The 26,218-nt window shown below is 41.7% G+C and carries 32 protein-coding genes and 2 tRNA genes; 19 read left to right on the top strand and 15 right to left on the bottom strand.

The genetic code is table 11. The features are described from left to right. Nucleotides 1-23: 23 nt before the first annotated feature. A complete protein-coding gene (locus tag BIZ38_RS17280; protein ID WP_058585373.1) occupies nt 24-476 on the top strand; it encodes a c-type cytochrome in 453 nt (150 codons plus the stop codon). Nucleotides 477-697: 221 nt separating this feature from the next. Here the strand turns inward: BIZ38_RS17280 and BIZ38_RS17285 are convergent, their stop codons facing one another. After that, nucleotides 698-1,348, bottom strand: a complete 651-nt coding sequence (locus tag BIZ38_RS17285; protein ID WP_054554626.1) for a cytochrome b/b6 domain-containing protein — start codon at nt 1,346-1,348, stop codon at nt 698-700. Nucleotides 1,349-1,485: 137 nt separating this feature from the next. On the opposite strand from BIZ38_RS17285, the gene BIZ38_RS17290 reads away from it, so the two are divergent. The 3 genes from BIZ38_RS17290 (at nt 1,486) to BIZ38_RS17300 (ending at nt 3,079) form a co-directional block, all read left to right on the top strand. Then, nucleotides 1,486-2,193 (top strand): AzlC family ABC transporter permease, encoded by a 708-nt coding sequence (locus tag BIZ38_RS17290; RefSeq protein WP_054554684.1) that lies wholly within the window; start codon nt 1,486-1,488, stop codon nt 2,191-2,193. Continuing rightward, the gene (locus tag BIZ38_RS17295) at nt 2,190-2,489 is read left to right on the top strand and encodes an AzlD domain-containing protein (protein ID WP_063529256.1); all 300 of its coding nucleotides are present in this window, start codon (nt 2,190-2,192) and stop codon (nt 2,487-2,489) included. Before BIZ38_RS17290 ends, BIZ38_RS17295 begins: the two co-directional genes overlap by 4 nt. Before the next feature lie 107 nt (nt 2,490-2,596). Continuing rightward, nucleotides 2,597-3,079: a glutathione peroxidase gene (locus tag BIZ38_RS17300; protein ID WP_054554624.1), complete on the top strand. Its 483-nt coding sequence runs from the start codon at nt 2,597-2,599 to the stop codon at nt 3,077-3,079. Between the two features lie 52 nt (nt 3,080-3,131). On the opposite strand, the gene BIZ38_RS17305 is transcribed toward BIZ38_RS17300, so the two are convergent. Continuing rightward, nucleotides 3,132-3,320, bottom strand: a complete 189-nt coding sequence (locus BIZ38_RS17305; protein ID WP_082389337.1) for a PA3496 family putative envelope integrity protein — start codon at nt 3,318-3,320, stop codon at nt 3,132-3,134. 391 nt (nt 3,321-3,711) lie between these two features. Here BIZ38_RS17305 and BIZ38_RS17310 point away from each other — a divergent pair, with 391 nt between their 5' ends. Further along, on the top strand, nt 3,712-4,512 hold the full coding sequence (locus tag BIZ38_RS17310; protein ID WP_187490851.1) for a YggN family protein: 801 nt from the start codon (nt 3,712-3,714) through the stop codon (nt 4,510-4,512). A gap of 66 nt (nt 4,513-4,578) precedes the next feature. On the opposite strand, the gene BIZ38_RS17315 is transcribed toward BIZ38_RS17310, so the two are convergent. Beyond that, on the bottom strand, nt 4,579-6,021 hold the full coding sequence (locus BIZ38_RS17315; RefSeq protein WP_187490852.1) for a PLP-dependent aminotransferase family protein: 1,443 nt from the start codon (nt 6,019-6,021) through the stop codon (nt 4,579-4,581). A gap of 101 nt (nt 6,022-6,122) precedes the next feature. Here BIZ38_RS17315 and BIZ38_RS17320 point away from each other — a divergent pair, with 101 nt between their 5' ends. Next, nucleotides 6,123-7,052: a DMT family transporter gene (locus BIZ38_RS17320; RefSeq protein WP_166341400.1), complete on the top strand. Its 930-nt coding sequence runs from the start codon at nt 6,123-6,125 to the stop codon at nt 7,050-7,052. 54 nt (nt 7,053-7,106) lie between these two features. Here BIZ38_RS17320 and BIZ38_RS17325 read toward each other — a convergent pair whose 3' ends face one another. Beyond that, complete coding sequence (locus BIZ38_RS17325; protein WP_187490853.1) at nt 7,107-7,955, bottom strand: diacylglycerol/lipid kinase family protein; 849 nt, start codon at nt 7,953-7,955, stop codon at nt 7,107-7,109. A gap of 323 nt (nt 7,956-8,278) precedes the next feature. On the opposite strand from BIZ38_RS17325, the gene BIZ38_RS17330 reads away from it, so the two are divergent. From BIZ38_RS17330 to BIZ38_RS17350, 5 genes are all read left to right on the top strand, one after another. Next, the gene (locus BIZ38_RS17330) at nt 8,279-8,419 is read left to right on the top strand and encodes a hypothetical protein (protein WP_166341396.1); all 141 of its coding nucleotides are present in this window, start codon (nt 8,279-8,281) and stop codon (nt 8,417-8,419) included. A 227-nt stretch (nt 8,420-8,646) separates the two neighbouring features. Further along, nucleotides 8,647-8,737: transfer RNA gene (locus tag BIZ38_RS17335), tRNA-Ser, on the top strand. A 53-nt stretch (nt 8,738-8,790) separates the two neighbouring features. After that, nucleotides 8,791-8,883 (top strand) — tRNA-Ser (locus BIZ38_RS17340). A gap of 108 nt (nt 8,884-8,991) precedes the next feature. Then, a complete protein-coding gene (locus BIZ38_RS17345; RefSeq protein ID WP_187490854.1) occupies nt 8,992-9,492 on the top strand; it encodes a DUF4124 domain-containing protein in 501 nt (166 codons plus the stop codon). A 69-nt stretch (nt 9,493-9,561) separates the two neighbouring features. Next, entirely contained in the window at nt 9,562-10,329 is a 768-nt protein-coding gene (locus BIZ38_RS17350) for an MBL fold metallo-hydrolase (protein ID WP_054554617.1), read from the top strand. A 122-nt stretch (nt 10,330-10,451) separates the two neighbouring features. Here BIZ38_RS17350 and BIZ38_RS17355 read toward each other — a convergent pair whose 3' ends face one another. Then, on the bottom strand, nt 10,452-11,579 hold the full coding sequence (locus tag BIZ38_RS17355) for an aminotransferase class V-fold PLP-dependent enzyme (protein ID WP_187490855.1): 1,128 nt from the start codon (nt 11,577-11,579) through the stop codon (nt 10,452-10,454). Beyond that, nucleotides 11,579-12,748, bottom strand: a complete 1,170-nt coding sequence (locus tag BIZ38_RS17360) for a PrnB family protein (RefSeq protein ID WP_054563718.1) — start codon at nt 12,746-12,748, stop codon at nt 11,579-11,581. Before BIZ38_RS17360 ends, BIZ38_RS17355 begins: the two co-directional genes overlap by 1 nt. 113 nt (nt 12,749-12,861) lie before the next feature. Between BIZ38_RS17360 and BIZ38_RS17365 the strand changes: the two genes are divergently transcribed. From BIZ38_RS17365 to BIZ38_RS17375, 3 genes are all read left to right on the top strand, one after another. Further along, a complete protein-coding gene (locus BIZ38_RS17365) occupies nt 12,862-13,323 on the top strand; it encodes an Lrp/AsnC family transcriptional regulator (protein ID WP_187490856.1) in 462 nt (153 codons plus the stop codon). Between the two features lie 68 nt (nt 13,324-13,391). Continuing rightward, nucleotides 13,392-14,759, top strand: a complete 1,368-nt coding sequence (locus BIZ38_RS17370) for an alpha/beta hydrolase (protein ID WP_187490857.1) — start codon at nt 13,392-13,394, stop codon at nt 14,757-14,759. Continuing rightward, entirely contained in the window at nt 14,756-15,895 is a 1,140-nt protein-coding gene (locus tag BIZ38_RS17375) for a GNAT family N-acetyltransferase (RefSeq protein ID WP_187490858.1), read from the top strand. Before BIZ38_RS17370 ends, BIZ38_RS17375 begins: the two co-directional genes overlap by 4 nt. Here BIZ38_RS17375 and BIZ38_RS17380 read toward each other — a convergent pair. Further along, nucleotides 15,872-16,462: a DUF938 domain-containing protein gene (locus BIZ38_RS17380; RefSeq protein WP_187490859.1), complete on the bottom strand. Its 591-nt coding sequence runs from the start codon at nt 16,460-16,462 to the stop codon at nt 15,872-15,874. The two genes, BIZ38_RS17375 and BIZ38_RS17380, sit on opposite strands and share 24 nt — an antisense overlap. 183 nt (nt 16,463-16,645) lie before the next feature. Between BIZ38_RS17380 and BIZ38_RS17385 the strand changes: the two genes are divergently transcribed. From BIZ38_RS17385 to BIZ38_RS17405, 5 genes are all read left to right on the top strand, one after another. Beyond that, a complete protein-coding gene (locus tag BIZ38_RS17385) occupies nt 16,646-16,840 on the top strand; it encodes a hypothetical protein (RefSeq protein ID WP_054554610.1) in 195 nt (64 codons plus the stop codon). A gap of 106 nt (nt 16,841-16,946) precedes the next feature. Then, a complete protein-coding gene (locus BIZ38_RS17390) occupies nt 16,947-17,312 on the top strand; it encodes a hypothetical protein (protein WP_054554609.1) in 366 nt (121 codons plus the stop codon). An 8-nt stretch (nt 17,313-17,320) separates the two neighbouring features. Next, nucleotides 17,321-18,697, top strand: coding sequence for a class II fumarate hydratase (locus tag BIZ38_RS17395; RefSeq protein ID WP_138618818.1), 1,377 nt, complete (start codon nt 17,321-17,323; stop codon nt 18,695-18,697). A gap of 148 nt (nt 18,698-18,845) precedes the next feature. Next, on the top strand, nt 18,846-19,331 hold the full coding sequence (locus BIZ38_RS17400; protein WP_138618820.1) for a hypothetical protein: 486 nt from the start codon (nt 18,846-18,848) through the stop codon (nt 19,329-19,331). Between the two features lie 13 nt (nt 19,332-19,344). Beyond that, nucleotides 19,345-19,746 (top strand): hypothetical protein, encoded by a 402-nt coding sequence (locus BIZ38_RS17405; RefSeq protein ID WP_058585357.1) that lies wholly within the window; start codon nt 19,345-19,347, stop codon nt 19,744-19,746. Here BIZ38_RS17405 and BIZ38_RS21875 read toward each other — a convergent pair. The 8 genes from BIZ38_RS21875 to BIZ38_RS17440 form a co-directional block, all read right to left on the bottom strand. Next, entirely contained in the window at nt 19,739-19,924 is a 186-nt protein-coding gene (locus BIZ38_RS21875; RefSeq protein WP_054554683.1) for a hypothetical protein, read from the bottom strand. The genes BIZ38_RS17405 and BIZ38_RS21875 overlap by 8 nt on opposite strands. A gap of 65 nt (nt 19,925-19,989) precedes the next feature. Further along, entirely contained in the window at nt 19,990-20,307 is a 318-nt protein-coding gene (locus BIZ38_RS17410; RefSeq protein ID WP_054554605.1) for a hypothetical protein, read from the bottom strand. Beyond that, complete coding sequence (locus BIZ38_RS17415; protein ID WP_055199258.1) at nt 20,304-20,942, bottom strand: hypothetical protein; 639 nt, start codon at nt 20,940-20,942, stop codon at nt 20,304-20,306. Before BIZ38_RS17415 ends, BIZ38_RS17410 begins: the two co-directional genes overlap by 4 nt. Nucleotides 20,943-21,013: 71 nt before the next feature. Beyond that, nucleotides 21,014-21,706 (bottom strand): PspA/IM30 family protein, encoded by a 693-nt coding sequence (locus BIZ38_RS17420; RefSeq protein WP_054554603.1) that lies wholly within the window; start codon nt 21,704-21,706, stop codon nt 21,014-21,016. Nucleotides 21,707-21,730: 24 nt separating this feature from the next. After that, entirely contained in the window at nt 21,731-22,144 is a 414-nt protein-coding gene (locus BIZ38_RS17425; protein WP_063700564.1) for a YjfI family protein, read from the bottom strand. 79 nt (nt 22,145-22,223) lie between these two features. Further along, a complete protein-coding gene (locus tag BIZ38_RS17430) occupies nt 22,224-23,876 on the bottom strand; it encodes a polyamine aminopropyltransferase (protein ID WP_410445980.1) in 1,653 nt (550 codons plus the stop codon). A gap of 73 nt (nt 23,877-23,949) precedes the next feature. Further along, nucleotides 23,950-24,849 carry a DUF350 domain-containing protein gene (locus BIZ38_RS17435; protein WP_062566277.1) on the bottom strand — a complete coding sequence of 300 codons (900 nt, stop codon included), beginning with the start codon at nt 24,847-24,849 and terminating at the stop codon, nt 23,950-23,952. 30 nt (nt 24,850-24,879) lie between these two features. Further along, nucleotides 24,880-25,812 (bottom strand): CHAD domain-containing protein, encoded by a 933-nt coding sequence (locus tag BIZ38_RS17440; protein ID WP_187490861.1) that lies wholly within the window; start codon nt 25,810-25,812, stop codon nt 24,880-24,882. Nucleotides 25,813-26,218 lie beyond the last annotated feature (406 nt).

Below are 26,218 nucleotides of genomic sequence, written 5' to 3' on the forward strand. Positions count from 1 at the left end.
TGACATCTTAAGGGGCAAAAGGAATGAAATTAAAACAATTAGTAGTGGGTGCAATGCTTTCAACAATGGCACTAGGCGCTTCAGCAAATTCTGTATTTGAAGAGCCAAGCGATGCAATCGAGTATCGTCAAGCAGCATTTTCAATGATCCGCGTACAAATTGGTGACATGGGCGATATGCTAAAAGGAAAAGTACCTTTTGATGCAGAACGTTTTCAAAAGCGTGCCGACAATGCAGCGGCATTATCTAAAATGCCTTGGGAAGCTTTCGTAGCGGGTTCTGACAAGGGTGATACATCTGCACTTGCAGCTGTATGGAGCGACAACGAAACCTTTATGAAAAAAGCCGTTGCTTTCCAACAATATGCTGATGAGCTAGCAGTTGCAGCGCAAAGTGGCGATAAGAAAGTAATCGGCAAAGCATTTGGCGCTTGGGCTAAAGGTTGTAAAGATTGCCATAAGTCTTTCAAAGACTAGTTAAAAACTTAAACTAAAAAGGCGCTTATTAGCGCCTTTTTTAATGTCTTATACCAATTCGCTTAATTAAGTGGTCTATTTTGAGGCAATAGAACCTCGTTGATAGCAAGGCAAAAATTTCGTTATTTAGTTTGTTCTAAATCAGAAATTTTTAACGCAGGTAGCGACAGGTTTTATCCCTCAAAATGATTAAGTATTATTGCGGATTGGTATTAGATTACCTAGCCAAGCAAATAGCTGAGCGGCTCTGCACCCCAAGTCGTAAATAGCACCACTAAGCACACTGCAAAAATAACAAAAGCTATCAACGGTGATTTAGTAACAGGCTCAGTAACCGCAACTTGCTCACTATTACCCGTTAGCATAGGTTTCACTAAGTTTTTTCCCTTAATGCGGTAAATCACAATCGCTAATACATGCAACACAATGGCATACAACAAGATGTCAAAGTTTAAATGATGGAGCCAACCGGCAAACTCTACGGTATCTGAGGATACATGCGCCACCAGCGGGCCATCCGTTAAAATATCGTCACTGGTCATTAAGCCAGAGGTTAACTGTACGATGAGTAGCGCAAAAAAGGCTATCACCATATAACTACCCGCTGCGCCATGACCCGCTTTATGTTCATTGCTTGTAAATGACTTAATTGCAGCAACAGGAGAGTGAATAAGTGCAGAGAGCTTTGCCGTTTTACTACCAATAATGCCCCAAACAAGACGTGTAATAATAAGCGCTAGAGTGAAGTAGCCTGCAGTAAAATGCAGCTCCAACATACCTTCTTCAGCACTAAAATAGAGTGTTGCGATGGCGGCAACTAATAACCAATGGAAGCTTCTTATAAAGCCATCCCATACTTTAACTTTTGACATTGTAACTTTCCCTTTAAAAGATGCTAATGATTTCAGCAACAGGCTCGGCTATACATTATTGCAAACTTCAGTTATTTTGACACACCTCTATTTCAGCTGTTTTGATCTGAGCCATAACAACAAACATGAGCGATAAGATGCATAAATCAACAATAAGAGCCTTGCTAAAAGGATTTTTCGACATGCTCCCCTTATGCCTTGCGGTGTTACCTTGGGGAATTTTATGTGGCTCGTTAGCTGTTCAAAATGGCTTCAGTGCCCTAGAAACACAAGCTATGTCGTTGTTGGTATTTGCAGGTTCAGCACAGCTCGTTGCGATTGAATTAATGGCAGGCAATACGCCGCTTTTAACTATTTTATTTACCACACTCATTATTAGCTCACGGCACTTTTTATATGGTTTAGCTATTCGCCACAAAGTCATAGATCAACCCTTTCGTTGGCGACTGCCAGTGAGTTTTGTACTAACCGATGAATTATTTGCTTTTTCGCACCATCGCAAAGCGTACCGAACGAAAGTACGCCTTATTTATGCACTCAGTGCCGGTTTTAGTTTTTATATTGCATGGAATATCTGGACCTTGCTAGGTATTGTCGCAGGAAGCCTCCTTCCCGATTTAACACACCTAGGTCTTGATTTTGCCATCGCTGCCACGTTTATTGCTTTAGTTATTCCGGGTGTAAAGAACTTTGCAACACTGGCTACTGTGATCACCGCAGGCGTTGTTGCAACGCTATTAAAAAGTCAGGGCTTTCAACTTTGGCTTGTCACCGCGGCTCTTATCGCTATGACAGTGGGTTATCTAATTAGTCGCTGGCAAGCAAAAGAGGAGCATACACAATGATGATCACCATTTTATTAATGGCGTGTATCACCTTCTTCACACGTTACTTATTTTTACACCGCGCATTACCATTTAAAGTTGGCCCGAAAATGCAGCAATTTTTAAGTTTTAGCGCCCCTGCCGTACTCACCGCAATTTGGGTGCCCATTGTGTTTATTAATGACGAAGGGATAAATCTAGATTGGCAAAATCCTTACCTAAGTGCTGCTGTTGTGTCTGTTATCGTGGCCTATAAAACACATAACATATACTACACAACACTGGCAGGAATGGGATTATTTATAATTTTAAGTTAGCTGCGATGCTTATCCCCAAGTAAGAAAAGCCGCTGATTAAAATTTACCCTTTTAGAAAAATGCCAAGCAAGTTAGAATCAATGCAACAATAATAAAAAGTTATCACTATGAGCGAATTTCACCAACTCTCAGCTACCAGCCTACAAGGCCAATCCGTTGACTTTTCTGATTTTGAAAACAAGGTCGTACTTGTTGTAAACACTGCAAGTAAATGTGGCTTCACTCCACAATATGAAGGCTTACAAGCACTGCATGAAAAGTATCATGAGCAAGGCTTAGTAATAATTGGTTTTCCTTGTAACCAATTTGGTAAACAAGAGCCTGGGGACGCGAAGGAAATTAAAGAAGGCTGCCTCATTAACTACGGCGTTAGCTTTTTAATGATGAGCAAAGTCGATGTGAATGGCGAACATGCTCACCCTGTTTTTAGATACCTAAAATCAGAGTTACCGGGGTTTATCACCCGCAAAATAAAATGGAACTTCACCAAATTTTTAATTGGTAAAGATGGCAAAGCAATTAAGCGATATGCGCCACTCACAAAGCCTGAACAGCTCGAATCAGACATCGCAGCTGCACTGGGCAAATAACAAAGTCTAAAAGCAATAAAGAGGCAAATTGCCTCTTTATCTAAATTTATGCTTAGTCGTTCAAGTACTCGTCAAAGTCGTCATCGCCTAAGTTTCTGCGCAAGCGTTTTTGTTCAAGATAGTCTTCCAACTTCTTCTTAACGCGTTGCTTTTTCTTGTCGTGTTGATTACGCCCGACCATTTCGTACTCGTCTTCAACAAAATCGTCATCTAGCGCGTCATAACTAAATGTCTTACCCACAACCCACTCCATAAAGTGTTTGAGACCAATTCTTGAGATTAAAATTTGCTCGATGAATTGGCAAAGATTAAAAAGCTCAGTAGTAATTTAGTATCTAAAAAACCACCAAAATAAAGCCATACACCCATGCTAAATAGGTCATATGTCAATATTGTGAATAAATAGCGCTAAATTTGATTTCTGAAAAGTGAGAGTTTTTTATCGTTTCGATAAGAGTCATTTATGCATGTGTATTTTTTAGTTAATTTGACTAAAAAATGGTTAAAAAATTATTCCCCGCTATTTTTGAAAAAGCCTTAAAACACTACAAACTTTTGAATTAATTGAATTTATAAATTTTGGCATTCAATTTGATTATGTATTTGTGTCATTTCAAACAGGAAAGAAAAAAATGAAAAAGTTATTGTTAGTAAGTTCTTTATTTATCGCTACCGGCGCAATGGCTCATAACGATAATGATACAAATATTTCATTCAGCGGTGAGCAGTGTGATGTTGAATTTATAAATGATGTACGCATTACACCAAGCGAGTTAGAAGTATACACAGCCGATAATCGCACTATGAAAATCATCGATCAACACACTTTATATATCGATGGTCAAAGCGTGTCGCTTGATGCTTCACAACAGCAAGCAATTGTAGATTACTCAGACAGCTTACGCAGCCAACTTCCTGAAGTCGCCAATATCGCACTTGATGGCGTAAAAATAGCAGGCGTAGCAATTGAAGAAGTATCAAATGCTTTCAATATTGATGGCCTAAACGACATTTCAGAATTAATGGACGATATCAGTGTAGAAGTGCAAAACGCCTTCTATCAGCAAGGTGCGTTTACCATGGGTCAGCAAAATTTCGAAAAATTTGGCCAAAACTTTGAAGACCAATTCGATGAGCAAATTGAATCGGCTGTAGAGTCAGCCATGATGCAATCGATGGGCAGTATTTTAATTGCGCTAGGTTCTGAGCTTTTAGGTTCAGGTGGCGACATGGATGAGTTTGAGCAACGTATGGAAAACATGGGCGCACAAATAGAAGCACGCGTAGAAACACAGGCAGCTCAACTTGAAGAACGTGCAGATGCATTATGCGGCAGCTTTGCTGATATCGCTCATAAAGAGCAAGAGTTAGTGGTGCTAGTACCAGAGCTAAAAGAGTATCAACTATTTACTTTCAAACAGAATGCAGAGTAATTGACTAATTAACATCCCTGAACCAAAACACTTGGTCCTTTCGCGCAGAGCTTGCTCTGCGCTTTTTTATTTTTTGGCCAGCACAGTCAGCTGCGATAACGTTTTAATCGCCTGCTCTAAACTCTCAGACCAAGGCAAGCCATAACTTAAACGAAAACAGCTACGGTACTTTTTACCCGCTGAGAATATCAACCCCGGAGTAATACTGATCCCCGCCTCTAGTGCCAGATGAAATAACTTTACCGCATCATATTGGCTACCAAGGTCAACCCAGATAACACAGCCCCCTTGCGGGTTACTTATACGCGCACAACTTGGCATATATTGCTGCAGGCACCAAATCATACGTTCTTTATTGGTACTTAAGCGCTGTCTAAGCAAACGAATGTTACGGTCGTACTCACCGCTAGCTATAAACTCATACAAGGTCCACTGGTTTATAAGTGGCGCAGAGCAACTAAGCGCGCGTTTGTGTCGCCTTGCTTGTTCTGCAAACTTACCGGCAATGATCCAACCAATGCGGTAACTAGGTGCGGCTGTTTTTGAAAACGACGCGCAGGTGATCACTAAGCCCTTTTTTGAATAAGCTTGTGCAGGCGTGGCGCGCTTAGCTGTAAAATGTAAGTCGCCATAGACATCATCCTCAATAAGCACCACGTCACGCTGCTCTAAAAGTGCCACTAATTGCTCACGCTTGGCATCAGGCATAAAACTGCCAACTGGGTTATTTAATGAGGTTGAAAACACACAGGCTTTTATATCATGCTCATCGAGTGCTTGAGCCAAATCATCTAGCCATATTCCTTCATCGGGGCACAGCGGTATTTCCAGAGCCTTTAAGCCTAAGCTTTCAATTAATTCGATAATGCCAAAATAACAAGGCGACTCGATAGCAATAACATCACCGGGTTTAGCGATACACTTAAGGGCAATCGCCAGTGCCTCTTGAGCACCATTGGTGATCACTAATTCATCGCTATCAACCCCAATGCCAAAATCCAAATAGCGATGAATGAGTTGTTTTTTAAGTGGTGCAAAGCCATCCATCGGGCCGTAATTAATTGCCGATGCGCCCGCTAATGTCATTACTCGGCGCATTGTTCGTGCCAGTGCTTTATCTGTAGGTGCAGCGGCTACAGGGTTGGCGATACCAAATGGCACCACATTAGCTTTGTGGATAGCGCTGTAGACTTGTTCAATCAAGCCTTGCTTATTGACTGTGGTAGGCTCTCGACTGAGCCTAACTCGCTTTGGTCGAGACTGATTTAACTGTGATGACTTTAAAAAGTACCCTGACTTTTCTCTGGCTTCGATCAGCCCTTGCCCTTCAAGTAATTGATACGCTTGCTTTACAGTAGGAATACTGATGTTGAGCTTGTCTGCCATTTTTCTGAGCGAAGGTAACTTTTCACCCGGTAATAATGAACCTTGCAAGCAAAGATCTCTAACTAGCTGAATAACTTGTTGATATAAGAACTCACTGTTACTACGACTGATAACTTGTGACATAGCCCACCAAACTGTATAGGTTGCATTTCTAGTTTTCTGTATATGTTAAGTATACAGAAGAGGATTAAAATGAACATACTTTCAATTTTTGGGTACTAACTATGAAAAGCGCCGCTCTCTACCTTGCTACAGTACTGATCTGGGGATCGACTTGGCTAGCTATTGAGTTTCAACTGGGTGATGTTGCTGTTGAGGTCTCTTTATTTTATCGCTTTGCCATTGCAGCCATTTTAATGTGGGCCTTTGTGCTGGTAAAAAAACTCCCTATGCAATATTCACTGCGCGATCACGGATTTTTTGCATTATTGGCTTTATTTAACTTTGGTTTAAATTATTTAGTGCTGTATTGGGCGCAGAACTATCTCACCTCAGCAATGGCCTCAATTGCCTTTTCGATGTTGCTATTAATGAACATTATTAACACCCGCTTGTTCTTCGCAAAACCAATTGCGAAACGAATTTACTTTGGTGCTTTACTCGGTGTAATGGGTATTGCCAGCTTGTTTTGGCCACAAATTCAGCAATTCGACTTGAGTAATGGTGCGCTGGTCGGGTTACTACTTGCGCTGTCTGGGACCTTTGTGGCTTCATTGGGGAATATGGTCAGTGTTCGAAACTCTCAGCGTAATATTGGCGTACTTCAAGGCAATGCCTGGGGTATGTTATACAGCGCTTTAGGGCTAGCAGCTTATGTTTTAGTAAGCAACGTTGAGCTGACATTGAATGCCCCAACCAGCTATTGGGTATCGCTCTTCTATTTAGCAGTATTTGGTACCGTAATCGCATTTGCTTGTTACTTCGCGCTACTTAAAAATATCGGCCCTGAGCGAGCAAGCTATGTAATCGTATTATTCCCACTGGTTGCAGTGGTCTTAAGTACTTTATTTGAAGGATTTGAATGGCAAGCAAATACCTTTATGGGTTTTAGCCTAGTGTTATTCGGTAATGCTATCGTGCTGACTCCAACTCGACAAATTAAAGCATTTTTTGCTGCACGTAATCTGCAGCAAAAAAGCTCCGTCCCCAGTTAGAAGTGACTATGTCGCCTCTAACACCAAGCGCTGGCAAATTTTGCCGGCGCTTTTTTATGGCACATGAAAACGAAGTGCTTGTTTGTGAATCTTAACTTTAGCCGGAGTAAAACCAACGAGCTCACCATCGGCTTCTATAGCCAGTCCTTTCGTGGTGATCTCGGCAGTCGTTAACTGGGTATATTCCAGCGCGTGCAAACTATGATGCTTTACGAGCAGTAAATACAAAAAGCTGATCAGGTTTTTCAATAAACCGCCAGCTGGCATGCAGTAGCAATCAAGCTGACCATCATTTAACTTTGCCCGAGGGGCAATTTTTAAGCCACCACCAAAGTAATGATGATTAGCAAAAATCGTCGCTAAATTACTGTAGTTGAGTGCTTTACCATTAAACTCCCCCTTAAGTGAGCGTGCCCGAAATGAAAATAGCTGTTTGATGCCCTGCCAAGTGTAGCCAAACGAGCTGAAACTTCCGGCTTTATTTAGTTGCTTCACGACTTCAGCGTCAAACCCTATTCCCGCCACATTAATAAAATAGCGCTGATTGATTTGTCCAACATCGATTAATTCTGTACGGCTATTAAAAACAGCCTCATACCAAGCCTGTTTTTTACACGTAAAGCCACGCGCAAAATCATTTCCTGTGCCTGCTGGAATTAACGCGATAGAACAGCGACTCGTAATTAATGCATTAACAGCTAAATGCAGCGTCCCATCACCACCAATCACCACAACTTGACTCTGGTTTTTAGCCAAATGCGTAATATCAGCGCAATCATTCTCAAACTTGCCTGTGGTTAAATACAATTCAGGCTCAATCTGTCTTTTTTTACATTCTTTTAGTAGCCAATCAACACTGTTTTTATGATTTTTTTTGTCACTTGGCTTTATTATTATCAACATCAACGGTTACTTCTTTTCTTACATGGCAAAAACACCACGCTCGTTCAAATTATATTAATCTGAATAATTAGTCACTTTCTCACTCTAAAAACGCATAAATAAAAACACCAAAAGCTAAAAACCTTTATTTACTTATACTTCAACGCAAACACAATTGCATAAGCATGCAGCGCAATGTGTATTTAAAAACTTAACCCATGTTAATAAAAGACTTTCGGATTAGAAAAAGTTATCCGGCAGACTCAATTTTTATCGTTTTATTTTTGTTCAGTTTGATTGCAAAATACTCACGTTTTCAACCAAACACAACCCGGAGCAAAGTAATGAACCCAATTAATACATTAAACCAAAACGCTGCAACTCATGTTGCCGTAAAACCAACAAACCGCAAAGCAAAAATGTTGGCAAAACTAAATCGCTACGGCAAAAAGTTAGCTCTTGGCGGCGCAGTACAACACAAGTAATCCCCAACCATGGTTACTTTATCGGTGCAGTAAACACCCAACCACTAACGAAGATCCTTCTTTAGCTCCTCCGTTTACTGCCCCAACCCCCTTCTTTTAAGTTAAAAACAGCAAATAATTAAACCTTTTTACAAAAAACACCCTCTTTACGCTCAAAAAACAAGCAAACAAACTTTTTCCTATTTACACAGCCGATTCAGCTAAGTATTATTCTCGCATCACGATGTGGAGAGATGGCAGAGTGGTCGAATGCACCGGTCTTGAAAACCGGCAGGGGTTTGTAGCCCCTCTAGGGTTCAAATCCCTATCTCTCCACCACTTATTTTTATTTGTTGATTTATTTCAGCAAATTACAATCAGAATTATGCGCTGGAGAGGTGGCCGAGTGGCCGAAGGCGCTCCCCTGCTAAGGGAGTATAGGGTTTGTAGCTCTATCGAGGGTTCGAATCCCTCCTTCTCCACCATTTTATTATTAAAAACCGCTTTTTAGCGGTTTTTTTATGTCCGAAAACTTGCACTCCTCATTATATTTCATGCATGCTAAGTATCTATTTGCTACACAAAGTGATGCTATGTTTCGTTTTGCATTTTTTACGCTTGCTCTATTTGCCAGCGCCAACAGTCAAGCCACTATTTATAAGTGCATGATTGACGGGGTTGCCACCTTTACAGAGCAGCCTTGTGGTAAAGATGCAGCAATAGTAAAAATTGCACCACCACCCGCAAGTAACCAACCCCCAGCCACAGAGCAGCTGCCAAATCCGCAAAAGCCTGCAGACTTAAGTGTTGAAGATTATTTAAAAATCCAGAAAGCCGATCGCGAAATAGACCGCCTTCAGTTAGAGATCAAAGAACTACAAAAACAGCAGAGTGAGCGCATTGGTAAACTCAGCAATATGACACAAGATGCCGCAAACAGGTTAGGCGCAGCGTCTATTGATGATGCTATTAGCAAACAAAGCGAACGTATTAATGCTTATTATAAAAGCCAAATCGCCCTCCTCGAAAAGCAAGTATCACAGCTAGAAGAAACCAAAAAACAGCTCAAAGAACGAGGCACGCAATCCAATTAGTCTAGCTTACCAAAACTGGTCAGACATGATATAACAAGATTTGCTGATTAAGTTTAGGGATCAATCGTTTTGCAAATTCATACGCTCGAAGGTTATATCCAAAATATCTATTTGGTTGAATACCCAGATAAATTGATGCTACTTGATGGTTGTTGCCGTGCTGATGTTGATACTGTATTTGACTATATTACCGAACAACTCAAGCGCCCCATCACAGACTTAAAACTAATAGTAGTCACCCATATGCACCCAGATCATGCCGGTGGAGCGCATGCATTAAGAAAGTTAAGCGGTGGAAAAATAGCGACGTCGAACGCCCCAGGGCAATGGTATAGAGGCATTGATGGTTTCTTAATGCATTTAACCGATATTGCTTTGGCTTGGTGGGTCGCCGGTAGGTTAAATAAAAAACGCCACAATCTTTGGTACAGCCGCCATTTAGATGCTGACTATTACCTTGCCACTGATGCAACCCTACCCGGCTTTGACGATTGGCAAGCACTGCATAGCCCAGGTCATACCGACCGAGATATTAGTCTGTATCATATTCCTAGCGAGCGAATTTACATTGCTGATTTATTAGTAAAAGTAAAAGGGCAGCTTGTGCCACCCTTTCCTGTTTTTTACCCAAAGCTGTATTTAAACTCTTTGTTGATGCTAAAAGCGCTGCAACCAAAACGAATTATGTTTGCCCACAGTAACGAAGTTAGTATTGATGACATCGACTTTGAGCAAATTTTAGCGCTGGTCCCCGAAAAACCAATGACGCACTGGCGTTCCGTCAAAGCAAAGGCTCGACAAGCTCTTAACGTAATACCAACTCGCAATAATACTTAATCATTTTGAGGGATAAAACCTGTCGCTACCTGCGTTAAAAATTTTTCATTAAGAACAACTTAACTACGAAATTTTTGCCTTGTTATCAACAAGGTTTTATTGCCTCAAAAGAGCTCACTTAATTAAGCGCGTTGGTATAAGGCCCTTTTCACAGTTGTGATAAAAGTATCAATATCCTGCTGATCATTATAAATATGAGCAGAGACTCTTAAGCCTAAGTGACGTTCATCAACCGCAATATTCGCTGCAATAAGCGCAGCTTTAACAGCCGCTTGTTGCTCGCCAAAATGCATAATAGCCGTACCAGAGCATTTGTCAGCCTGTATGGGTGAGCGCATATAATCAGCTAATTGATCATGAAACTGAGCGAGCATTGCTAAGTTATGAGCACGTACTTTCTCAATACCAAGATCAGCAAAGTAATTAATACTATGCGAAGCCAGAATATAAGGTGCAACTGAAGGGGTACCACCCCAAAAGCGCAATGCGGTTTGATGATAAGCAAAGTGCTTAATATCAAATTCAAACGGATTTTGATGAGAAAACCAACCAACATCTTGTGGCCGACAAAGTGAAAGCTGTTTGCTGCTAACCCATAAATAAGCAGCACCAGGCCCACCACATAGCCATTTGACACTGGAGCCCAACATAAAATCGGCATCTAGCTTAGTTAAGTCGACCTCTAAAATACCCGCAGACTGCGCAACATCTAGTAAGCTCAATGTGTTGTGTTGTTTCGCGATATTTATAATTTCATGAATAGGCGCTTGCTGACCCGTGTTTGAATAAACATGGCTAATAAAGACTAAATCAATATTATTATTTGCTAAATATGACTGCCAAACCTGAACATCGGTTAGGTCTTCATGCTTACCAATAAACACGATTTCAGCACTTTCAGGTAGGGCTTTTTGCATTGCAAAACCCATGCTTGGAAAGTCACTTTCTGCCATCAACACTTTGCAATTTTCTTGTTGAAGTCGCGGGTGCGACATCAAAAGCTTGGTTAAACCACTCGATAAGTTAACTTGTGGACAAAACAACTCACTGTGCGAGTTAAATAATTTAGCGAGACTACTCGTAAATGCCTCAACACCTTGCAACCACTGTTGCCATGGCTCTTTATTTTCATTTTGCCAAGCGGCAAAAAACTGCTGATGAAAATGCTGCTCAGCAGATTTTAATGGTCGCCCAACAGAGTGGTTAAGCAAATAGCTGCCTTGTGGAATTACAAAATCGTTTTTGTTCATTACTTAATCCACTGTTTTAACTTAGTTAAGTCATCGAAACGGGTGCGAATATCATCCCGCTTTGCTGCCGCACGGCGATCACGCAACTGCTCTAGTGAGTTTAGTAACACATGCAAAGGCGGCCCACTGGCTGTGACTTTATCCATATGTTGTTGCTGCATTTGCTGTGAAGGCTGCGCTATGTATTTACTGACCAACTGATTATGGTGGCCAATGGCAGTATCACCATGCAGTTTACACACTTGAATGAACAGCTTTAAGTTAGTTTGTAACCATTCGCTATCGCGCTCAGCTTCTGCCGCTAAAAAGTCATCCATAATGCTTGTCATACGCATGCTTTCACGCAAGATCTGCTGATCTTCAGGCATCATATACAAGAATTTATCCACCAACATTTGCGAGTAACTAGGTTCATTAGCAAAACAAAGACCAAGCAATAAATCGATGACATTAATGCCCGCAAAATCACCAGCATTCGCGCCACGATATACCTCTTTACCTACTCGATACGGCTTGTAATAAGGGCGTACACAATAGAAAAAGCGGTCTGTATCGAGCTTGTTGTATAACGTATTATTCGACTCAATCACATCAAGCAATGCTTGTTTTGCCACTGCGAGTAAATCTGCCGCGATAGGGTGCGATATCCCTAACGGCTGAATTTTTAATAAAGCATCTGCCGCGCGCTTATACGCTAAAATGCCCTTGGTATTGTAATCAATAAAGATTTTCTCATCTTCAAGGTCAGTAAAGCGCTTATACAAACCATCAACCGCTTTATTGTGGGTTGTTAAATGCGCCGTTGCAAAACGCGGGGTAACACCAATAGATGCACCAATGTGCATTGCCAACGCAGAAGCTTCAACAAGAGGTGAACTTGTTTCACGAGAAGGCTCTGTTATCTCATGGCGACGGCATGCCGCCATATACAAGCCAACATTACCTAATAAGTCAAAGGCATTATCAAAGCCTTCATCGGTATTGCCTTCTGCCAGTAAAGCACGAATATGCTCATTACCTTCTTGCTCTAATTGACGTTTAAGGTGCTCACCGACACCCTCTACATTCGCTTTATCGTCTTGTTGCCAATATAGTTTTTCTAATTCGCTGTTGATCTCAACAAAACGGGTGCGAAGCCAGCTATCAAATGCCTTAGTGTTCTCAGTCACAGGCTCACTCCAAAATAATTATATTGCGATAATGTTAACAGAGTTCAATGAGTGCTAATCGCCAAAATATAGACTAGAATCCACCTAGATTAGTGAAAATCACTCAAATTAAAATGAAATTAGACAAAAAAGACCAACAACTACTTAATGCTCTACAAGACAATGCAAGAACTTCTGTCTCGGAGCTGGCCCAGTCTGTTAGCCTGTCAGATACCCCTTGCCTTCGCCGCATTAAAAAGCTCGAATCAGCAAATGTGATCAGTGGTTACCATGCTGCCATCAATCCTAAAGCCGTTGATTTAAATGTGTCTGTGTATGCCTTTGTTCGCTTAAACCAAAACTCTGTTGCCGCTGCTGAGCAATTTGAACAGCAGGTTGAGAAGCTTGACCATGTACTTGAGTGTTCTGTTATTTCAGGCAGTTATGATTACCTGCTGAAGATCGTTGCCGCTGATTTAGAAAGCTATGAAAGCTTTGTGAAACATAAATTAGGTAGTATTGATTGTATTGCTAACATCGAATCGACTGTGGTCTTAAAACAAGCGTTCACTAAGCGTCATTTACCACTCGCTTGACGCACCTTGCTTGCAAATAAAACATAACTCGATAAGCTAAAAACAGGCTTTAAAAGGATGCTTAAAATATGAAATTCATCAACTTAGTTGCTATCTCTTGGGCCATCAGTGGGCTATTTAGCAGCTCATTAATGGCGCAGCAACAAACCTGCCTTACTCAACTTGAAGACCAAGAACTGATGATGAAAAGTAAGCGAGAAGGGCTGTTTAGAGAGCCATTGCCACGCACTCATAGCACCTTTAGCTATAATATCGAGCAAGCATTTAATGACTATTTAACCGCTGCTTACCTGCAAATTAGTAGCGAAAACCCGCGTGCTAATTTGCCATGCCCTGTTTACACAGACACCTATCAGCAACTTGTTGCACAAGGCGCTCGACCAGCTAACGCAACTGTTGCTGATTTAATAAGCCCATTTGAACTCAAACAGGCCGATAGCCGTAAAGCGGTGCTCTTGATCCACGGTTTAACCGACTCACCCTTTACCTATCACGACCTTGCACAAGTGTATTATCAACAAGGGTATACGGTACGCACAATTTTACTCCCTGGGCATGGTACCGCTCCTGCAGCACTTAGAGACATCGATGCCGATGATTGGCAAAAGGCTAGCGTGTATGCCATTGAGCGCACATTAAAAGACTTTGATCAGGTGATATTAGGGGGCTACTCAACCGGTGCTGCACTGGTTATTGATTACTTAACTCAAGGCCCAGTCGATAATAAAATTACGGCTGCTATGTTGTTTTCACCCGCAAGCGAGCCACACAATAAAAACGGTTGGCTAGCGAAATGGGTCGATGCGATTCCATTTGTGAATTGGATTGATAAAGACGCGGACCTTGATTTTGCCAAGTATGAGTCGTTTCCATTTAGTGCAGCCTCAGCTAGTCACGAAGCAATGAGCCGTATTAGCCTTGATGAACTACGTCATCGCCAACTGCCTAATGTAGCGATATTTAGCACCTTTAGTGATGTTGACACCACAATAGATAACCAAGCGACCTTTAAAATTTTAACTAAGCTGCACGACCCAAAAACGCGCAAGAATAACCAGCTTGATCGGCTTGTATACTATGGTGATGACAATAACATCCCAGCTAGCTTTCCAGTTGATTACCAAATAATTCGTGATGACTGCAACACCGATGACTGTAAAAAAATCAAAGGAATGTCACATATTGGTATTGTTAATAAACCCAGCAACCCTTACTACGGTCGCACAGCATTGTATCGCAATTGCGGCAGCTACTTAGATGACGACACGCTTTATACAGCCTGCAAATACCAAAAAGACGTTGTGATGGGTGAACGCACAGCCGAAAATTTACAAGCGCACAAGCCCTTTGCACGACTCACGTTTAACCCTTATTTCGATAAGCTTGCTATGCATATCAACGATTTTATCAAAGATATTGAATCGGCTGCACAATGAGTAAGTTTAGCCACCGCTGGTTTAATCAAATAAGCGAGATTGATGCCACTCTATGGCAGTCATTTTTCGATGATACACCCTTTACTGATCACGCTTTTTTAACGGCTTTAGAGCAAACAGGCTGTGTGAGTGAAGCGTCGGGCTGGCAACCCATGCACCTAGCAATTTACCAGCAAGAACAGGTTATAGCCTTACTACCCGGGTATCTAAAACACCACTCTTATGGTGAATATGTATTTGACTGGGCTTGGGCTGAAGCCTATCAACAACATGGCTTAGAGTATTACCCCAAATGGCTGTGTGGCGTACCATTCACACCTATTGCAGGGCAACGAATTAGTATAAATCACAATAAGCCCGCTGAAGTCTATGCGTACATTCAGCACATACTCACAGCAACAGCAGCGCAATTAGACTGGTCAGGTTGGCATATAAATTTTTGCCACCAGCAACAAGCGACTGCATTAACTAGCAACACCGTAATGCAACGTCATGGCGTGCAGTTTCAGTGGTTTAATGAAGGCTATAATGACTTTGAGGACTTTTTAGCTTCACTCACCGCAAGAAAGCGTAAATCGCTCAAAAAAGAACGCGCAAAAATAACTGAACAACAGATAACCGTAGAATGGCTCGAAGGTGCTGACATCAGCAAACAGCACATGCAGCAATTTAGTCATTTTTACCGCCAAACCTATTTGAAGCGCTCAGGCCACAATGGTTATTTGAATACCGCCTTTTTTGAGCTATTACAGCAAAGCATGGCCGACAAACTGGTGTTAATGTTCGCTAAGTATCAAGGAGAGGTGATTGCCGCCACACTCAGTTTTAAAGATCAGAATTGTTTATATGGTCGATACTGGGGAACGAACTATGAGCTTGATAGTTTGCACTTTGAGCTTTGCTATTACCAAGGTATTGAGTATTGTATTACCAACAAACTTAAGCAGTTCCATTCTGGCGCGCAAGGTGAGCATAAAATAAGTCGCGGTTTTAAGCCCGTAAATACCTATTCACTGCATCATATTCAACACACTGAGTTTGCAGCTGCCATTAGTGATTTTATTACTAGAGAACGCCAACATATGGCGCTCTATAAAGACCAATGCGAAAGCTTACTGCCTTTTAAACAGCAATAATTGGTTATTCGCTGGCATTTGCACATCTTCAACAAAGGTTAAGCCAGCTTGCTCTGCAAGTTGGCAAATCGCTTCAAAATCACGGATTGCACTATGTGCATCTTGCTGTTTTAAAAACGCATCGAATTCAGCATTACTGGCACTGGTATACTTACCTTGGTACTTGAATGGTCCATAAATACACAATTTACCTTTAGGCGCTAAGTGTTTTGCTACACCTTGGAAAAAGCGCTCCACCAGTGACCAGCTAATAATGTGCATTGTATTCGCAGTGAAAATGGCATTCACTGTTTCAATCGGCCAAGGATCATTAAGGTCGAGTATGAGTGGCGCATGCAAGTTAGTTAAATCAGCTTCTTGATGCCATTGTAAAATCCCCGGGTGATTAACCTCGCGATCGCTACAATGCCACTGCAAATGTGCTAAATGCGTTGCAAAATGCACACTATGTTGCCCAGTACCTGAGCCGACTTCTAATACGTCCGTCACATCAGAAAAGAACGCTTCTAATACGTTTAAAATAGGTAATTTGTTGTTTTCACAGGCTTGAGAGAAGGGTTTATCCATACAAATTAGTGCACCATGTTTGGTAATTAGTGCACAACAGTAAAGCAAAAATAAATAATAAAGTCGCGGTGAATTTATTAGTTAAAAATATAAAACCATTATTTTCAACTAGTTAAATTTATTGATCAATATTGGTACAGCTTATGCTATTTCTTAAGTGAATTAATCAATAGGAGCAATATTATGTATATCTCACCCTACACCGCTGTAGATGCAGCACTTGCAGCCAGCGAACGAGCTGAAAGCGAAAAAGCCGCCTTAACAAGTTGTGACGACAGAGCAACCGTGATCGATCTTCTTTCTCAATGTAACAAAGAAAATGTACAGGCGCCGAAAAAACATGAAACAGACCAGATTTTTATTCTCGGCTACAATTAATCACACACAGTTAATCCATTCAGTCTTAGCTTCATTATATAAGACTTGCACTAAAACCGATTAACTGTAATGATAACAATTATCATTACAGTTAATCGGTTTTTCTATGCACTCTCACAATGCTATGCTCCATTATCAGCGGCAAATGAAATGTGTTTGCCAAAGACCTGGGTTACATGCCCCTGCGCTTGTTGCTAACTATGTTGAAGCGGGTTTAAACATTGCACGCTATTACGAAAAGCATCACAACTTTATTTTGCAAGAGCTGTATCTAAGACGCACCTTTCATGAACTACTTGAAAAGATGTGTGATTCATTAGTGCATAATGCAATTCGTAAACAATGTTTGGCTCAGCTTTATAAACCGCAACTTGCGCTAAAGCGTTACTACAAAACTCATAACTGTATTGAAAAGTATTTCAGTTTGGAGCGAGAAGCGTGCCTTCTCAGCCAAGAATTTAACCCGATTTAGGAGTGTTTATGAGCCAATTTAGAACCGAATCAGATAGCATGGGTGAGCTACAAGTCCCTGCCAATGCGTTGTATCAAGCTCAAACGCAACGCGCTATCAACAATTTTCAAATTAGTGGCTTAGCCATGCCTAAGCAATTTATCACCGCCCTCGCCTACATTAAGCAAGCTGCCGCTCAAAGTAATGCTGCTTTAGGCCATTTGAGCCAAGGTAAAGCCAAAGCCATTGAGCAAGCATGCCAAGAGGTCATTGACGGTAAACATTTTTCAGAGTTTCCTGTTGATGTATTTCAGACAGGCTCTGGCACTAGCTCAAATATGAATGCCAATGAAGTCATTGCAACGCTGGCGAGCCAATTTGCAGGCGAAACCATTCACCCCAACGATGATGTGAACATGGGACAAAGCTCAAATGATGTGATCCCCACTGCGATTGCTGTAAGTAGCGCTATTAACATCATTTATGAGCTGTTTCCTAAACTCGATAAACTCAGTCAAAGCCTACAAAGCAAACAAGCCGAAGTAGGCCATATTGTTAAAACCGGTCGCACTCATTTAATGGATGCAATGCCTGTGAGTTTTGCACAAACACTGGCTGCATGGCAGTTACAAGTGGATCATGCAATGACTGGTATTCGCCAAGCACTCGAGCGAGTTTGTGAACTTGCACAAGGTGGCACAGCGGTTGGTACTGGTATTAATGCCGATCCAGCGTTTGCTGGTGAGTTTTGCCAACACTTGAGTGAGAATGTAGGTATTCGCTTTAGCCCAAGTAAAAACTTCTTTTATAACATCGGCTCACAAGACGCCATTGTTGCGCTTTCAGGCCAGCTAAAGGTACTTGCTGTAGCACAAATGAAAATAGCCAATGACTTACGCTGGATGAACTCTGGCCCTCTTGCAGGTCTTGGTGAAATTGAGCTTGAGGCTTTACAACCGGGCTCATCAATTATGCCGGGTAAAGTAAACCCCGTGATCCCTGAAGCTGCCGCTATGGTCAGCGCACAAGTCATTGGCAATGACGCTACCATTACAGTAGCTGGTCAAGCGGGTAACTTTGAGCTCAATGTAATGCTGCCTGTGATTGCCTTAAACATTTTGCAAAGTATCGAACTGCTGGCGAATAGCAGTGAAGCACTGGCAGATAAAGCGATTGCCAGCTTTAAAGTAAACCAAAGCAATGTTGATAAAGCGCTCGCTAAAAACCCAATTCTAGTTACCGCGCTTAATCCGGTGATCGGCTATAGCAAAGCAGCAAAAATTGCCAAATTAGCTTATCAAGAAGGTCGTCCTATTATTGATGTTGCTGCAGAGCATACGGATATTTCGCGCGAAGAACTGAGCGAGTTACTGAACCCCGCCAAACTAACCCAAGGTGGTTTGTAATACCCGCTTATTGTAAAGTGGTATAAACTTTTATCTTTCTGTAGCTCTGTGAATACAGAGCTACTTACTGAAAGCAAACGTTTTTATTGCTCCGCTTTGAGCAATGTGTATGATAGTGAGTACTTATTCAACGATTTTTAGGTATGTTATGCGCTATCCACTATTGGCAATTTTATTTCCTGTGTTATTAACTGCGTGCTCGGACGCTGCAACTAATGAGCAAGCCGAATCGACGGCTACAAGCAATAAACTTGTCGAGGCACCAAAAGCCGTTGAAATAAAAAACACTGAAAAAGTGACCAAAGCAGCCCCAGATAAAGCCACTATTAGCTCAGCCCATGAGCAACTTAAACAATTAATCGATGATCCAAGCTGTGATAGCAGCAGCCAATGTAAAGTATTACCAGTTGGTAGTCGTGCTTGTGGCGGCCCAAGTAGTTTCATTGTTTATTCAACCAAAACAGCTGACACTGCTGAGGTTGAAAAACTTGCAAAAGATATCACCGCCCTTGAAAAGCAATTTAACGCAGCAAACGACATGATGAGTATTTGTCAGCATCTAACCGCACCAGGTGCGCAGTGTTCTGAGAATACTTGTGTTAGAATCGAAGGCTCAGCGGCAAGTGTATACTAAGGAATAAGCAATAATGGTTCGTTCATCGACTTTCAAGAAACTTTTCATCACCACAACTGTGTTAGCAAGCATTGCTTTAAGCGGTTGCGAAACAACAACGTCGGGTAGCTCTGCACGCGTTGATCTAGGTGATTTAAATGATCAGCTGAACGATATCGTTAGTAATAATAGCTGTACTGCGAGCTTTCAATGTAAAGTGTTAGAAGTTGGTGAGCGGGCATGTGGTGGCCCAAGTCGCTATGTGGTTTATTCAACGTTAAACAACACACAAGAGCAAGCAGAGCAACTTGCAGAGCGAATTACAGCGGCTGAGAAGTCATCTGATCAAGCATTAACTGTTAACGATTGCTCACCAGTTCTGCCTGTACAATCGCTGTGTATTTCACAGCAGTGCCAAGCAATCGAGATTAAGTAAATAATGCAATAAGGCCGGATACTATCACCACGCTGATGATACAAATCCCGGCCTTATATATGTATTTAACCTGCATTGTATTATGCACCCAGTAAGCATAAATGTAGCGAACAAAGTAACTTGCTGCAGTGCCAAATAATGCAAAAATAACTAAATACGCAAGTAAAATAATATCCACAGTCATGCCACTTCTTTAAAACATCTAGTCTCAGTGTAAGGGCTTAAAGAAGTAAAGGCAAAACCTTAGCTTTTTTTACTGTGTTCAATGAGTAATTCAGCCACGCGCTGCTTCACAGCACGCTTATCATCGGCTGCAACGCCAAAACGCTCAGCCAATAAAGCAATCTCTTCATCATTTAAGTTAAACGATAAGCGTTGTCTGGTTTTTTTCGACTTAACGTCGAGCTCCAAAATCTTACGGATCATATCTGATGGCGTAAGCTCTTGGTCAATGGCTTGCTTCTTAATTGATTTTTGCACTTCAGAGCTTAAATCAAACGCCATTTGCGTGGCTCTAACGGCTTGCTCCTGACGCTGCCATTTGGCTTTTGCATCACTCACTTGGCATCCCCAGGAAATAAGTCAACAATATCGCTAATTGGTCTGGTTAACGTCAGTGATACCTCTGTTTCACCGCCTTCCCAAATCTCAATATTTAAACTATGCGATTCATCATCTGAGCTTAAACAGATCATTTCACACGGCTCACCACCTTCGTCTTCATAACGAGGTAAAGGCTTATTACGGTAGTCCTTATTATGGAAATAACACACATAAGGTGCTTCTGATTGTTTGTAGCTCGATGCTAAAAAGTGACTAAAACGCTCCGGGCTATTTTGTACATTAATTGCCGTTAATTCGTCTTCATCAAAAATACGAGCGAACTCATCAAGGGTAAAAATCTCATCAACATCGTCGCGTTGAATTTTGATCGCAAAGTTTGCCCATTGCTCACCGTCATCTGATTCAATTTGCAAAAACACCACTTGGCCAGATTCACTCTCGAGTACCAACTCATACTCTGCACTACGTTGGTACTGATACGTTTGCACATCAATAACACGCAGTGTCTGTCCTTTTAACCAGCTTGGGTAAGCGAACGAATCAATCACCGTCAGCATATCACCAACGAGTAATTGGCTTGGATCAGTAAGCTGACGCTCTGGGGCTTTTTTAGATTTGAAAAAGTTAAACATTGGCTGACTCCTTGTTGAAGCAAAAAAGGTAACCCAGTGCGTGGGTTACCTTTTGTCTTTCCGTTAACTGATTAGCTATTTTGTTTTGCTTTAATACGCGCCAAAATATCTGCGCTTTTCGGGTTGGTATCACCAATACCCGCTTCAGCCATTTTCGCTTTTAAATCATCGCCATTAGTATCTGCTTCTAATTGCTTAGCCGCACCTAACTGATCTTGGCGGTCTTGCTGGCGTTGTTTAATACGCTCTAGAGACTCACGTGCTGATGTCATTGATGAGCTGTTCGTATTTAGCGTGCTGTTTACAGCCATTGTTGCTTGCTGCACACTTTCAGTCGTTTTAACCATTGTTAATTGACGTTGGTTTTCTTTAATCGACTTTTCAGCTTCTTTAACTTGCTGCTTTAGTTGCACAATGTGGTTACTAAAACCAGCTAACACTTCTTCGTGCTCTGCTTTTTCAGCTTCAAAATCACCGATTTTTTCAGCGATTTCTAATGCAAGAGCTTCGTTACCTTTTTCAAGTGCTTGGCCTGCATACGCTTCATGTTCAGCAATTGATGCATCTAGTGCGCTAATTTTACGCTTCGTTTGCATCTCTTTTGCCATTACTTCGGTCAGGCTTTTCTTAGCGCGTTGTAAGGCATTTTGTGCATCAGCAATTTCTTGTTCAAAGATACGGATACCGTTTGCATCAACAATTGCTTGTCCTGCTTCACGAGCGCCACCACGTACAGCTGTAAATAGTTTCTTTAAAATACTCATAATCTTAACTCCAGAAATTGCTAATTAATCGTTTAAATAAATGGTCACGGCTTCAAGTGCATCAATCGCATTGTCTGCCAGTGTTACCAACTCATGGGTAATATCATCAAACGATGAATTAACCGATAACGCGCCAAAAATAGCGTATTTATCATCAATTTTTGCAAATGCGCTTAATGGGATTGGTACATTTAAACGTAGTAACGTTTCGTTTAACTCATTACGCATATCTGCTTGTACTTCGTCTTCAGCAAACAGGTAGCTAATACACAGTAATTGCTCTTCTGTTTGAGTAACAAAGATAGGTAACTCATCATTCCCATCGACGATAACTTGTAACACATCTTGCTCACCTTCGTTGGCAATCAAGAAAGACTCAAAGCTCACACCCTCTGTTTCAAAAGAAGCCAGTTTGATTGATAGTTCATTTAATTCCATGTCTCACCTTTTTACGTTTTGACATATTATGTCTGAGTTAAGATTTGCATAGCCGACATATTATGTCAACTATAAAATATCAATTTTTGTACAATTCGGTTTCAACTTGCCACGCTTGGCGGTAATAATCATATAAGGTTCCTGAACCTAATCTATTGACTTCAATCGTGTTTACTTGTTCAAAAAAATGATTCGGAAACACAAAAGAAGCCAATAAATATTCTTTGCTTACCCAACGCGATGGCACCGGTAATTCGTTAGTTTCACGAATTCGCTGACTTGCTGATTTGCCAGCGGTAGTCGCGATTGTCCAACCCCATTGACCAAACGAAGGAATATTTTGTTGGTATTGCTCAACATAACCAAAACCCGCAGCTTTCATTGTTTTAGCAATACTCAAAAATGCTTTCTTCGCATGATAAGGCGATGTTGATTGCACGGCCACAGCCCCGTCAGGCGCCAATAACTGACGCACATGATTGTAAAAATAGTCACTGTACATCTTATTAAGATCTGGGTGATTAGGGTCTGGTAGGTCAATTAAAATAGTGTCAAAGCGCTCGCCTTTAGCAAGCATTGCTTCGACCTCTAAAAAGGCATCTGCAATGCGAATATCAGCACGAGGATCGCTCATAGAGTGTTTATTTAGCGCTGTTAAACGTGTTCTGATTTTCTCTGGCGCATCATAGTCGCCGACATCATTACCAAATAAGTTTAACAACTGACCATCTAAGTCAACCAAGGTGACATGCTCTACTGGCCACTTCAAAACATCACGCAATGCAAGCCCGTCACCGCCACCGATGATCAACACGCGGTCATGGCGATTTGAGGCCAACATAGCAGGATAGACAAGCATGGAATGATAAATTTGCTCATCCACACTTGAGAACTGTAAACGACCATTGAGGTAAAGATCGGTAATTGCATTAGGCTGATTGCGACTCAAACGCTCAGTTAACACCAAATGCTGATACTTAGTTGCTTGCGAGTAGATGACTTTATCTTTGTATAAAACATTGCTTAGATTTTTCATCCAGTTAGTGCCAAGCACGAGCACAAACGCAAAAAACACCAACAACAGTACATGACAAACTAACAGTAGCTTAGCGAAGCGAACATGTTGATGATAGCGCCATAAAAACACGAGACCAGCAATAATATTAAACAACGCCGTCCAAGCTGCTGCTTGCATAATTGGCATCGCAAGCATAATGCTCACCCAAATAGCAGCACCGACACCGGCACCGATATAATCAGCCCCGTAAATGGTACCCGCATTGTTCTCTAAAAAGCGCCCATAGACTTGCTGGCGAATACGCGCAATTAGCGGGATCTCCATACCAATTAATAGCCCAAGTAATAGACCAAACACATAAGGTAAGAAACGTGACCACTCTTGTAGCTTTTCAAATACATAACCATTAAGTACGGTATCTGCAGGCAGGTTAAATATTTCGGAGAAGATATGCGGCAATGAATAACTGACAGCGATAACACTTGCTATCGCTAAAATACAGCCCATGCCAACCAAAGCAATTATGCTCTCAAGCCAAGCAAAGGCAGTAAACGCATCTTTAAACCATCGCGCTAAAAATGCACCGATACCCATAGCGACAATCATAGTGCCGATCATGGCATAAATGGCACTCTCGACCGAACCTAAGACACGACCAGCATAATGAGATAGCAGGTATTCATAAATAAGGCCGCACCCAGCGAGTACGGCCATAACAGTTATTAATAGGAAATCATGCCCAAGTAGATGAGCTCTACTTGGGGCGCTTGTTGTAGTAGACACTTAATTAGGCACCTAACAAGGTTGCCATAGTCGACCCAATCGCAAATGAGATTGCTGCAGAGATAGCAGCTACACCCACGTTCTTCTGGCGGTTCACTTCGTCTGAAATATCACAACCAGATAGGATGATTTTGATAGTCACTAGGTGTAGTAAAATGAAAGCCACTAAACTCACAGCTGCACTTAATGCCCAGTAACCTAAACTAGCTACAATGTTGTCAGCCGCATAAGGAGCAATACCTGATGCAGCAGTTAATGCCAATGCACTGCCCACTAAAAAGCCAGCGTAACGAATACCCACAGCTAAGTTGCCGTCAATAACCGCTTGTTGTAAGCAATCGCCACTGCGATTAGTACGTTTGAATAACTGCACGCGATATTGACTGATCAGTAGCATCGCAATGCTGCCAATGGCAAAAGCTGCGATCACAATTGGAATACCATGCCAGCCTTCGGTCGCAACCCAAAATAAAGCTGAGCGAATAACAATAGCCACACTTACTACATGACCAAAATCAATGAGTGCAGCAGTAGCATTACCTTTTACGATTTCGTCGTGCAGACTCACTTTACGAAGCGCTACCTTGTCTTGGAAGAAATGACCTAGCTTAATAAGTACAATCGCCATCACACCATATCCAAGCATTTGTAATGCTTCTTGTTGCAAGGTTGGTGCAAATGAGCCGCTGCTCACGCCACTTAGAACAATAGCCAGTGCCACAAGTCCTGCCGCAAAGCTAATACCAAAAGCAAAATTGTCACGCTCAGTTATTTCATCATTAGCGTGTAAGTTAGATACCCAACCCTTAATAAATTTTAGGCTGACAAATAAAGCGATAATGATTGCAAAGTCGATTGCTAAAGCTTGCAACGACCAAGTTGTTATTCCATTAAATTCATACATGTGTTGTAACTCCGGTGGTTATTCTTTTCACTACTTACCGCGGCTAATGCCACGTGATGTTCTGCTCGAGCTGTTACGTAATGACCCAGAGCTTTTACTGTAACTACTGCTAGAAGCATAGCTACTACGTGTGCGTGGCGGCGTATAGCTGCTACGGCTTAATCCAGATGCACCATTGCGTTTAGTGGCATACGGACTAGTGAATTGTTTACCTTGGCGTTGATAAGACTGACGTGTACGTGTCTCTACCGTTTGTTGTGCTTTAATCTGTTTTGGGCTCGAATAACGATAACGGCCATAGTCATTGTAATAGCTGTACTTTCTGTGACGGCTCCAGCGACCATATTCAACTCGGTCGAATACATCACCCAACATGCGATACATACCGTACCAAACCCAAAAACTGGAACCGCTGCTATTTGTTTGCCATTGCCCATAGTTAGGGTTACCAACTAACTGGTTACCAACACTTTCACCTTCAGCAGCTTCACTAATTGCACCAACCCGCGCTAGTGAGCCTTGCGACATATCGGCAAGCATATTGATAGGATCGGTAAGCGCATCCTGAAATAAAGATGGTTTGGCAGCATCACGAATAAGATCAAGTTGATGAAGGGTATCTTCATAAGGGGGTATTAGATAAGTAGACTTAACCTCAGCTAAGCGTTGTGTAAGACCTGAATAAATAGCCCCTTCACGAGTCGCATCAAGACTAATTACTCGCGCGATCTCAGAAAGTTGCGGCTGCTGCTCAGCAAGCACCTTGCCGTATTGTTTAAGTATCGTCGCCTTACGCAAAGAGCCATTATCAAGTGCTGTACCAAGTTGATTTAATTCAACTTCAGCTTTTTCTATGGATTGTTGTATTGTTTGTTTCAGCTGCTCTTCTTTCGACTCACAGCCCATAAGCAAGCTTACCAAACAAAACAGGCTAATAAGTTTCCAAGCTTTTATTTGAGACATTCATGTCACCTGATTGTGGTTTAAAAACGCAAATAGTTTTACATAGCTCAGGTACTAAACCAAGATTAAAATTGCAACAAAGGGTAAATTGGGTCGTGAATTGCTAGTTAGCAAGGGGAAAAGTTTAAAGGCCTGGCGTAGGTTGGGTAGAGCTGAGCGAAACCGGTGTGGGTGTTTGGTGCTGTGTCTTCCTGTGGCTCTAGGTTCTAGGTTCTAGGTTCTAGGTTCTAGGTTCTAGGTTCTAGGTTCTAGGTTCTAGGCAAAGTGTACATGTAGGAATGGCTTTAGCCATGAATGTGTTTGTTATGGTCTAGATTCGGCACTGAAGTGCCTTATATGGACTCCTCCTATTGCACAATACCCTTCGTTAATTTTGTCAGACTGCGTGCTTATATGCGGGCTCATA

The organism is Pseudoalteromonas sp. BZK2 (assembly GCF_014349195.1).
GTDB classification, from domain to species: domain Bacteria; phylum Pseudomonadota; class Gammaproteobacteria; order Enterobacterales; family Alteromonadaceae; genus Pseudoalteromonas; species Pseudoalteromonas simplex.

What these genes read in the sequence shown, in the direction of transcription:
- BIZ38_RS17365 (WP_187490856.1), top strand. Translation starts at nt 12,862, where the DNA reads ATGAAATTAGACAAAAAAGACCAACAACTACTTAATGCTCTACAAGAC.
- BIZ38_RS17390 (WP_054554609.1), top strand. Translation starts at nt 16,947, where the DNA reads ATGCACTCTCACAATGCTATGCTCCATTATCAGCGGCAAATGAAATGT.
- BIZ38_RS17345 (WP_187490854.1), top strand. Translation starts at nt 8,992, where the DNA reads ATGTTTCGTTTTGCATTTTTTACGCTTGCTCTATTTGCCAGCGCCAAC.
- BIZ38_RS17440 (WP_187490861.1), bottom strand. Translation starts at nt 25,812, where the DNA reads ATGTCTCAAATAAAAGCTTGGAAACTTATTAGCCTGTTTTGTTTGGTA.
- BIZ38_RS17370 (WP_187490857.1), top strand. Translation starts at nt 13,392, where the DNA reads ATGAAATTCATCAACTTAGTTGCTATCTCTTGGGCCATCAGTGGGCTA.
- BIZ38_RS17355 (WP_187490855.1), bottom strand. Translation starts at nt 11,579, where the DNA reads ATGAACAAAAACGATTTTGTAATTCCACAAGGCAGCTATTTGCTTAAC.
- BIZ38_RS17280 (WP_058585373.1), top strand. Translation starts at nt 24, where the DNA reads ATGAAATTAAAACAATTAGTAGTGGGTGCAATGCTTTCAACAATGGCA.
- BIZ38_RS17395 (WP_138618818.1), top strand. Translation starts at nt 17,321, where the DNA reads ATGAGCCAATTTAGAACCGAATCAGATAGCATGGGTGAGCTACAAGTC.
- BIZ38_RS17285 (WP_054554626.1), bottom strand. Translation starts at nt 1,348, where the DNA reads ATGTCAAAAGTTAAAGTATGGGATGGCTTTATAAGAAGCTTCCATTGG.
- BIZ38_RS17310 (WP_187490851.1), top strand. Translation starts at nt 3,712, where the DNA reads ATGAAAAAGTTATTGTTAGTAAGTTCTTTATTTATCGCTACCGGCGCA.
- BIZ38_RS17385 (WP_054554610.1), top strand. Translation starts at nt 16,646, where the DNA reads ATGTATATCTCACCCTACACCGCTGTAGATGCAGCACTTGCAGCCAGC.
- BIZ38_RS17300 (WP_054554624.1), top strand. Translation starts at nt 2,597, where the DNA reads ATGAGCGAATTTCACCAACTCTCAGCTACCAGCCTACAAGGCCAATCC.
- BIZ38_RS17380 (WP_187490859.1), bottom strand. Translation starts at nt 16,462, where the DNA reads ATGGATAAACCCTTCTCTCAAGCCTGTGAAAACAACAAATTACCTATT.
- BIZ38_RS17375 (WP_187490858.1), top strand. Translation starts at nt 14,756, where the DNA reads ATGAGTAAGTTTAGCCACCGCTGGTTTAATCAAATAAGCGAGATTGAT.
- BIZ38_RS17295 (WP_063529256.1), top strand. Translation starts at nt 2,190, where the DNA reads ATGATGATCACCATTTTATTAATGGCGTGTATCACCTTCTTCACACGT.
- BIZ38_RS17405 (WP_058585357.1), top strand. Translation starts at nt 19,345, where the DNA reads ATGGTTCGTTCATCGACTTTCAAGAAACTTTTCATCACCACAACTGTG.
- BIZ38_RS17315 (WP_187490852.1), bottom strand. Translation starts at nt 6,021, where the DNA reads ATGTCACAAGTTATCAGTCGTAGTAACAGTGAGTTCTTATATCAACAA.
- BIZ38_RS17415 (WP_055199258.1), bottom strand. Translation starts at nt 20,942, where the DNA reads ATGTTTAACTTTTTCAAATCTAAAAAAGCCCCAGAGCGTCAGCTTACT.
- BIZ38_RS17430 (WP_410445980.1), bottom strand. Translation starts at nt 23,876, where the DNA reads ATGGCCGTACTCGCTGGGTGCGGCCTTATTTATGAATACCTGCTATCT.
- BIZ38_RS17420 (WP_054554603.1), bottom strand. Translation starts at nt 21,706, where the DNA reads ATGAGTATTTTAAAGAAACTATTTACAGCTGTACGTGGTGGCGCTCGT.
- BIZ38_RS17325 (WP_187490853.1), bottom strand. Translation starts at nt 7,955, where the DNA reads ATGTTGATAATAATAAAGCCAAGTGACAAAAAAAATCATAAAAACAGT.
- BIZ38_RS17400 (WP_138618820.1), top strand. Translation starts at nt 18,846, where the DNA reads ATGCGCTATCCACTATTGGCAATTTTATTTCCTGTGTTATTAACTGCG.
- BIZ38_RS17330 (WP_166341396.1), top strand. Translation starts at nt 8,279, where the DNA reads ATGAACCCAATTAATACATTAAACCAAAACGCTGCAACTCATGTTGCC.
- BIZ38_RS17320 (WP_166341400.1), top strand. Translation starts at nt 6,123, where the DNA reads ATGAAAAGCGCCGCTCTCTACCTTGCTACAGTACTGATCTGGGGATCG.
- BIZ38_RS17425 (WP_063700564.1), bottom strand. Translation starts at nt 22,144, where the DNA reads ATGGAATTAAATGAACTATCAATCAAACTGGCTTCTTTTGAAACAGAG.
- BIZ38_RS17290 (WP_054554684.1), top strand. Translation starts at nt 1,486, where the DNA reads ATGCATAAATCAACAATAAGAGCCTTGCTAAAAGGATTTTTCGACATG.
- BIZ38_RS17435 (WP_062566277.1), bottom strand. Translation starts at nt 24,849, where the DNA reads ATGTATGAATTTAATGGAATAACAACTTGGTCGTTGCAAGCTTTAGCA.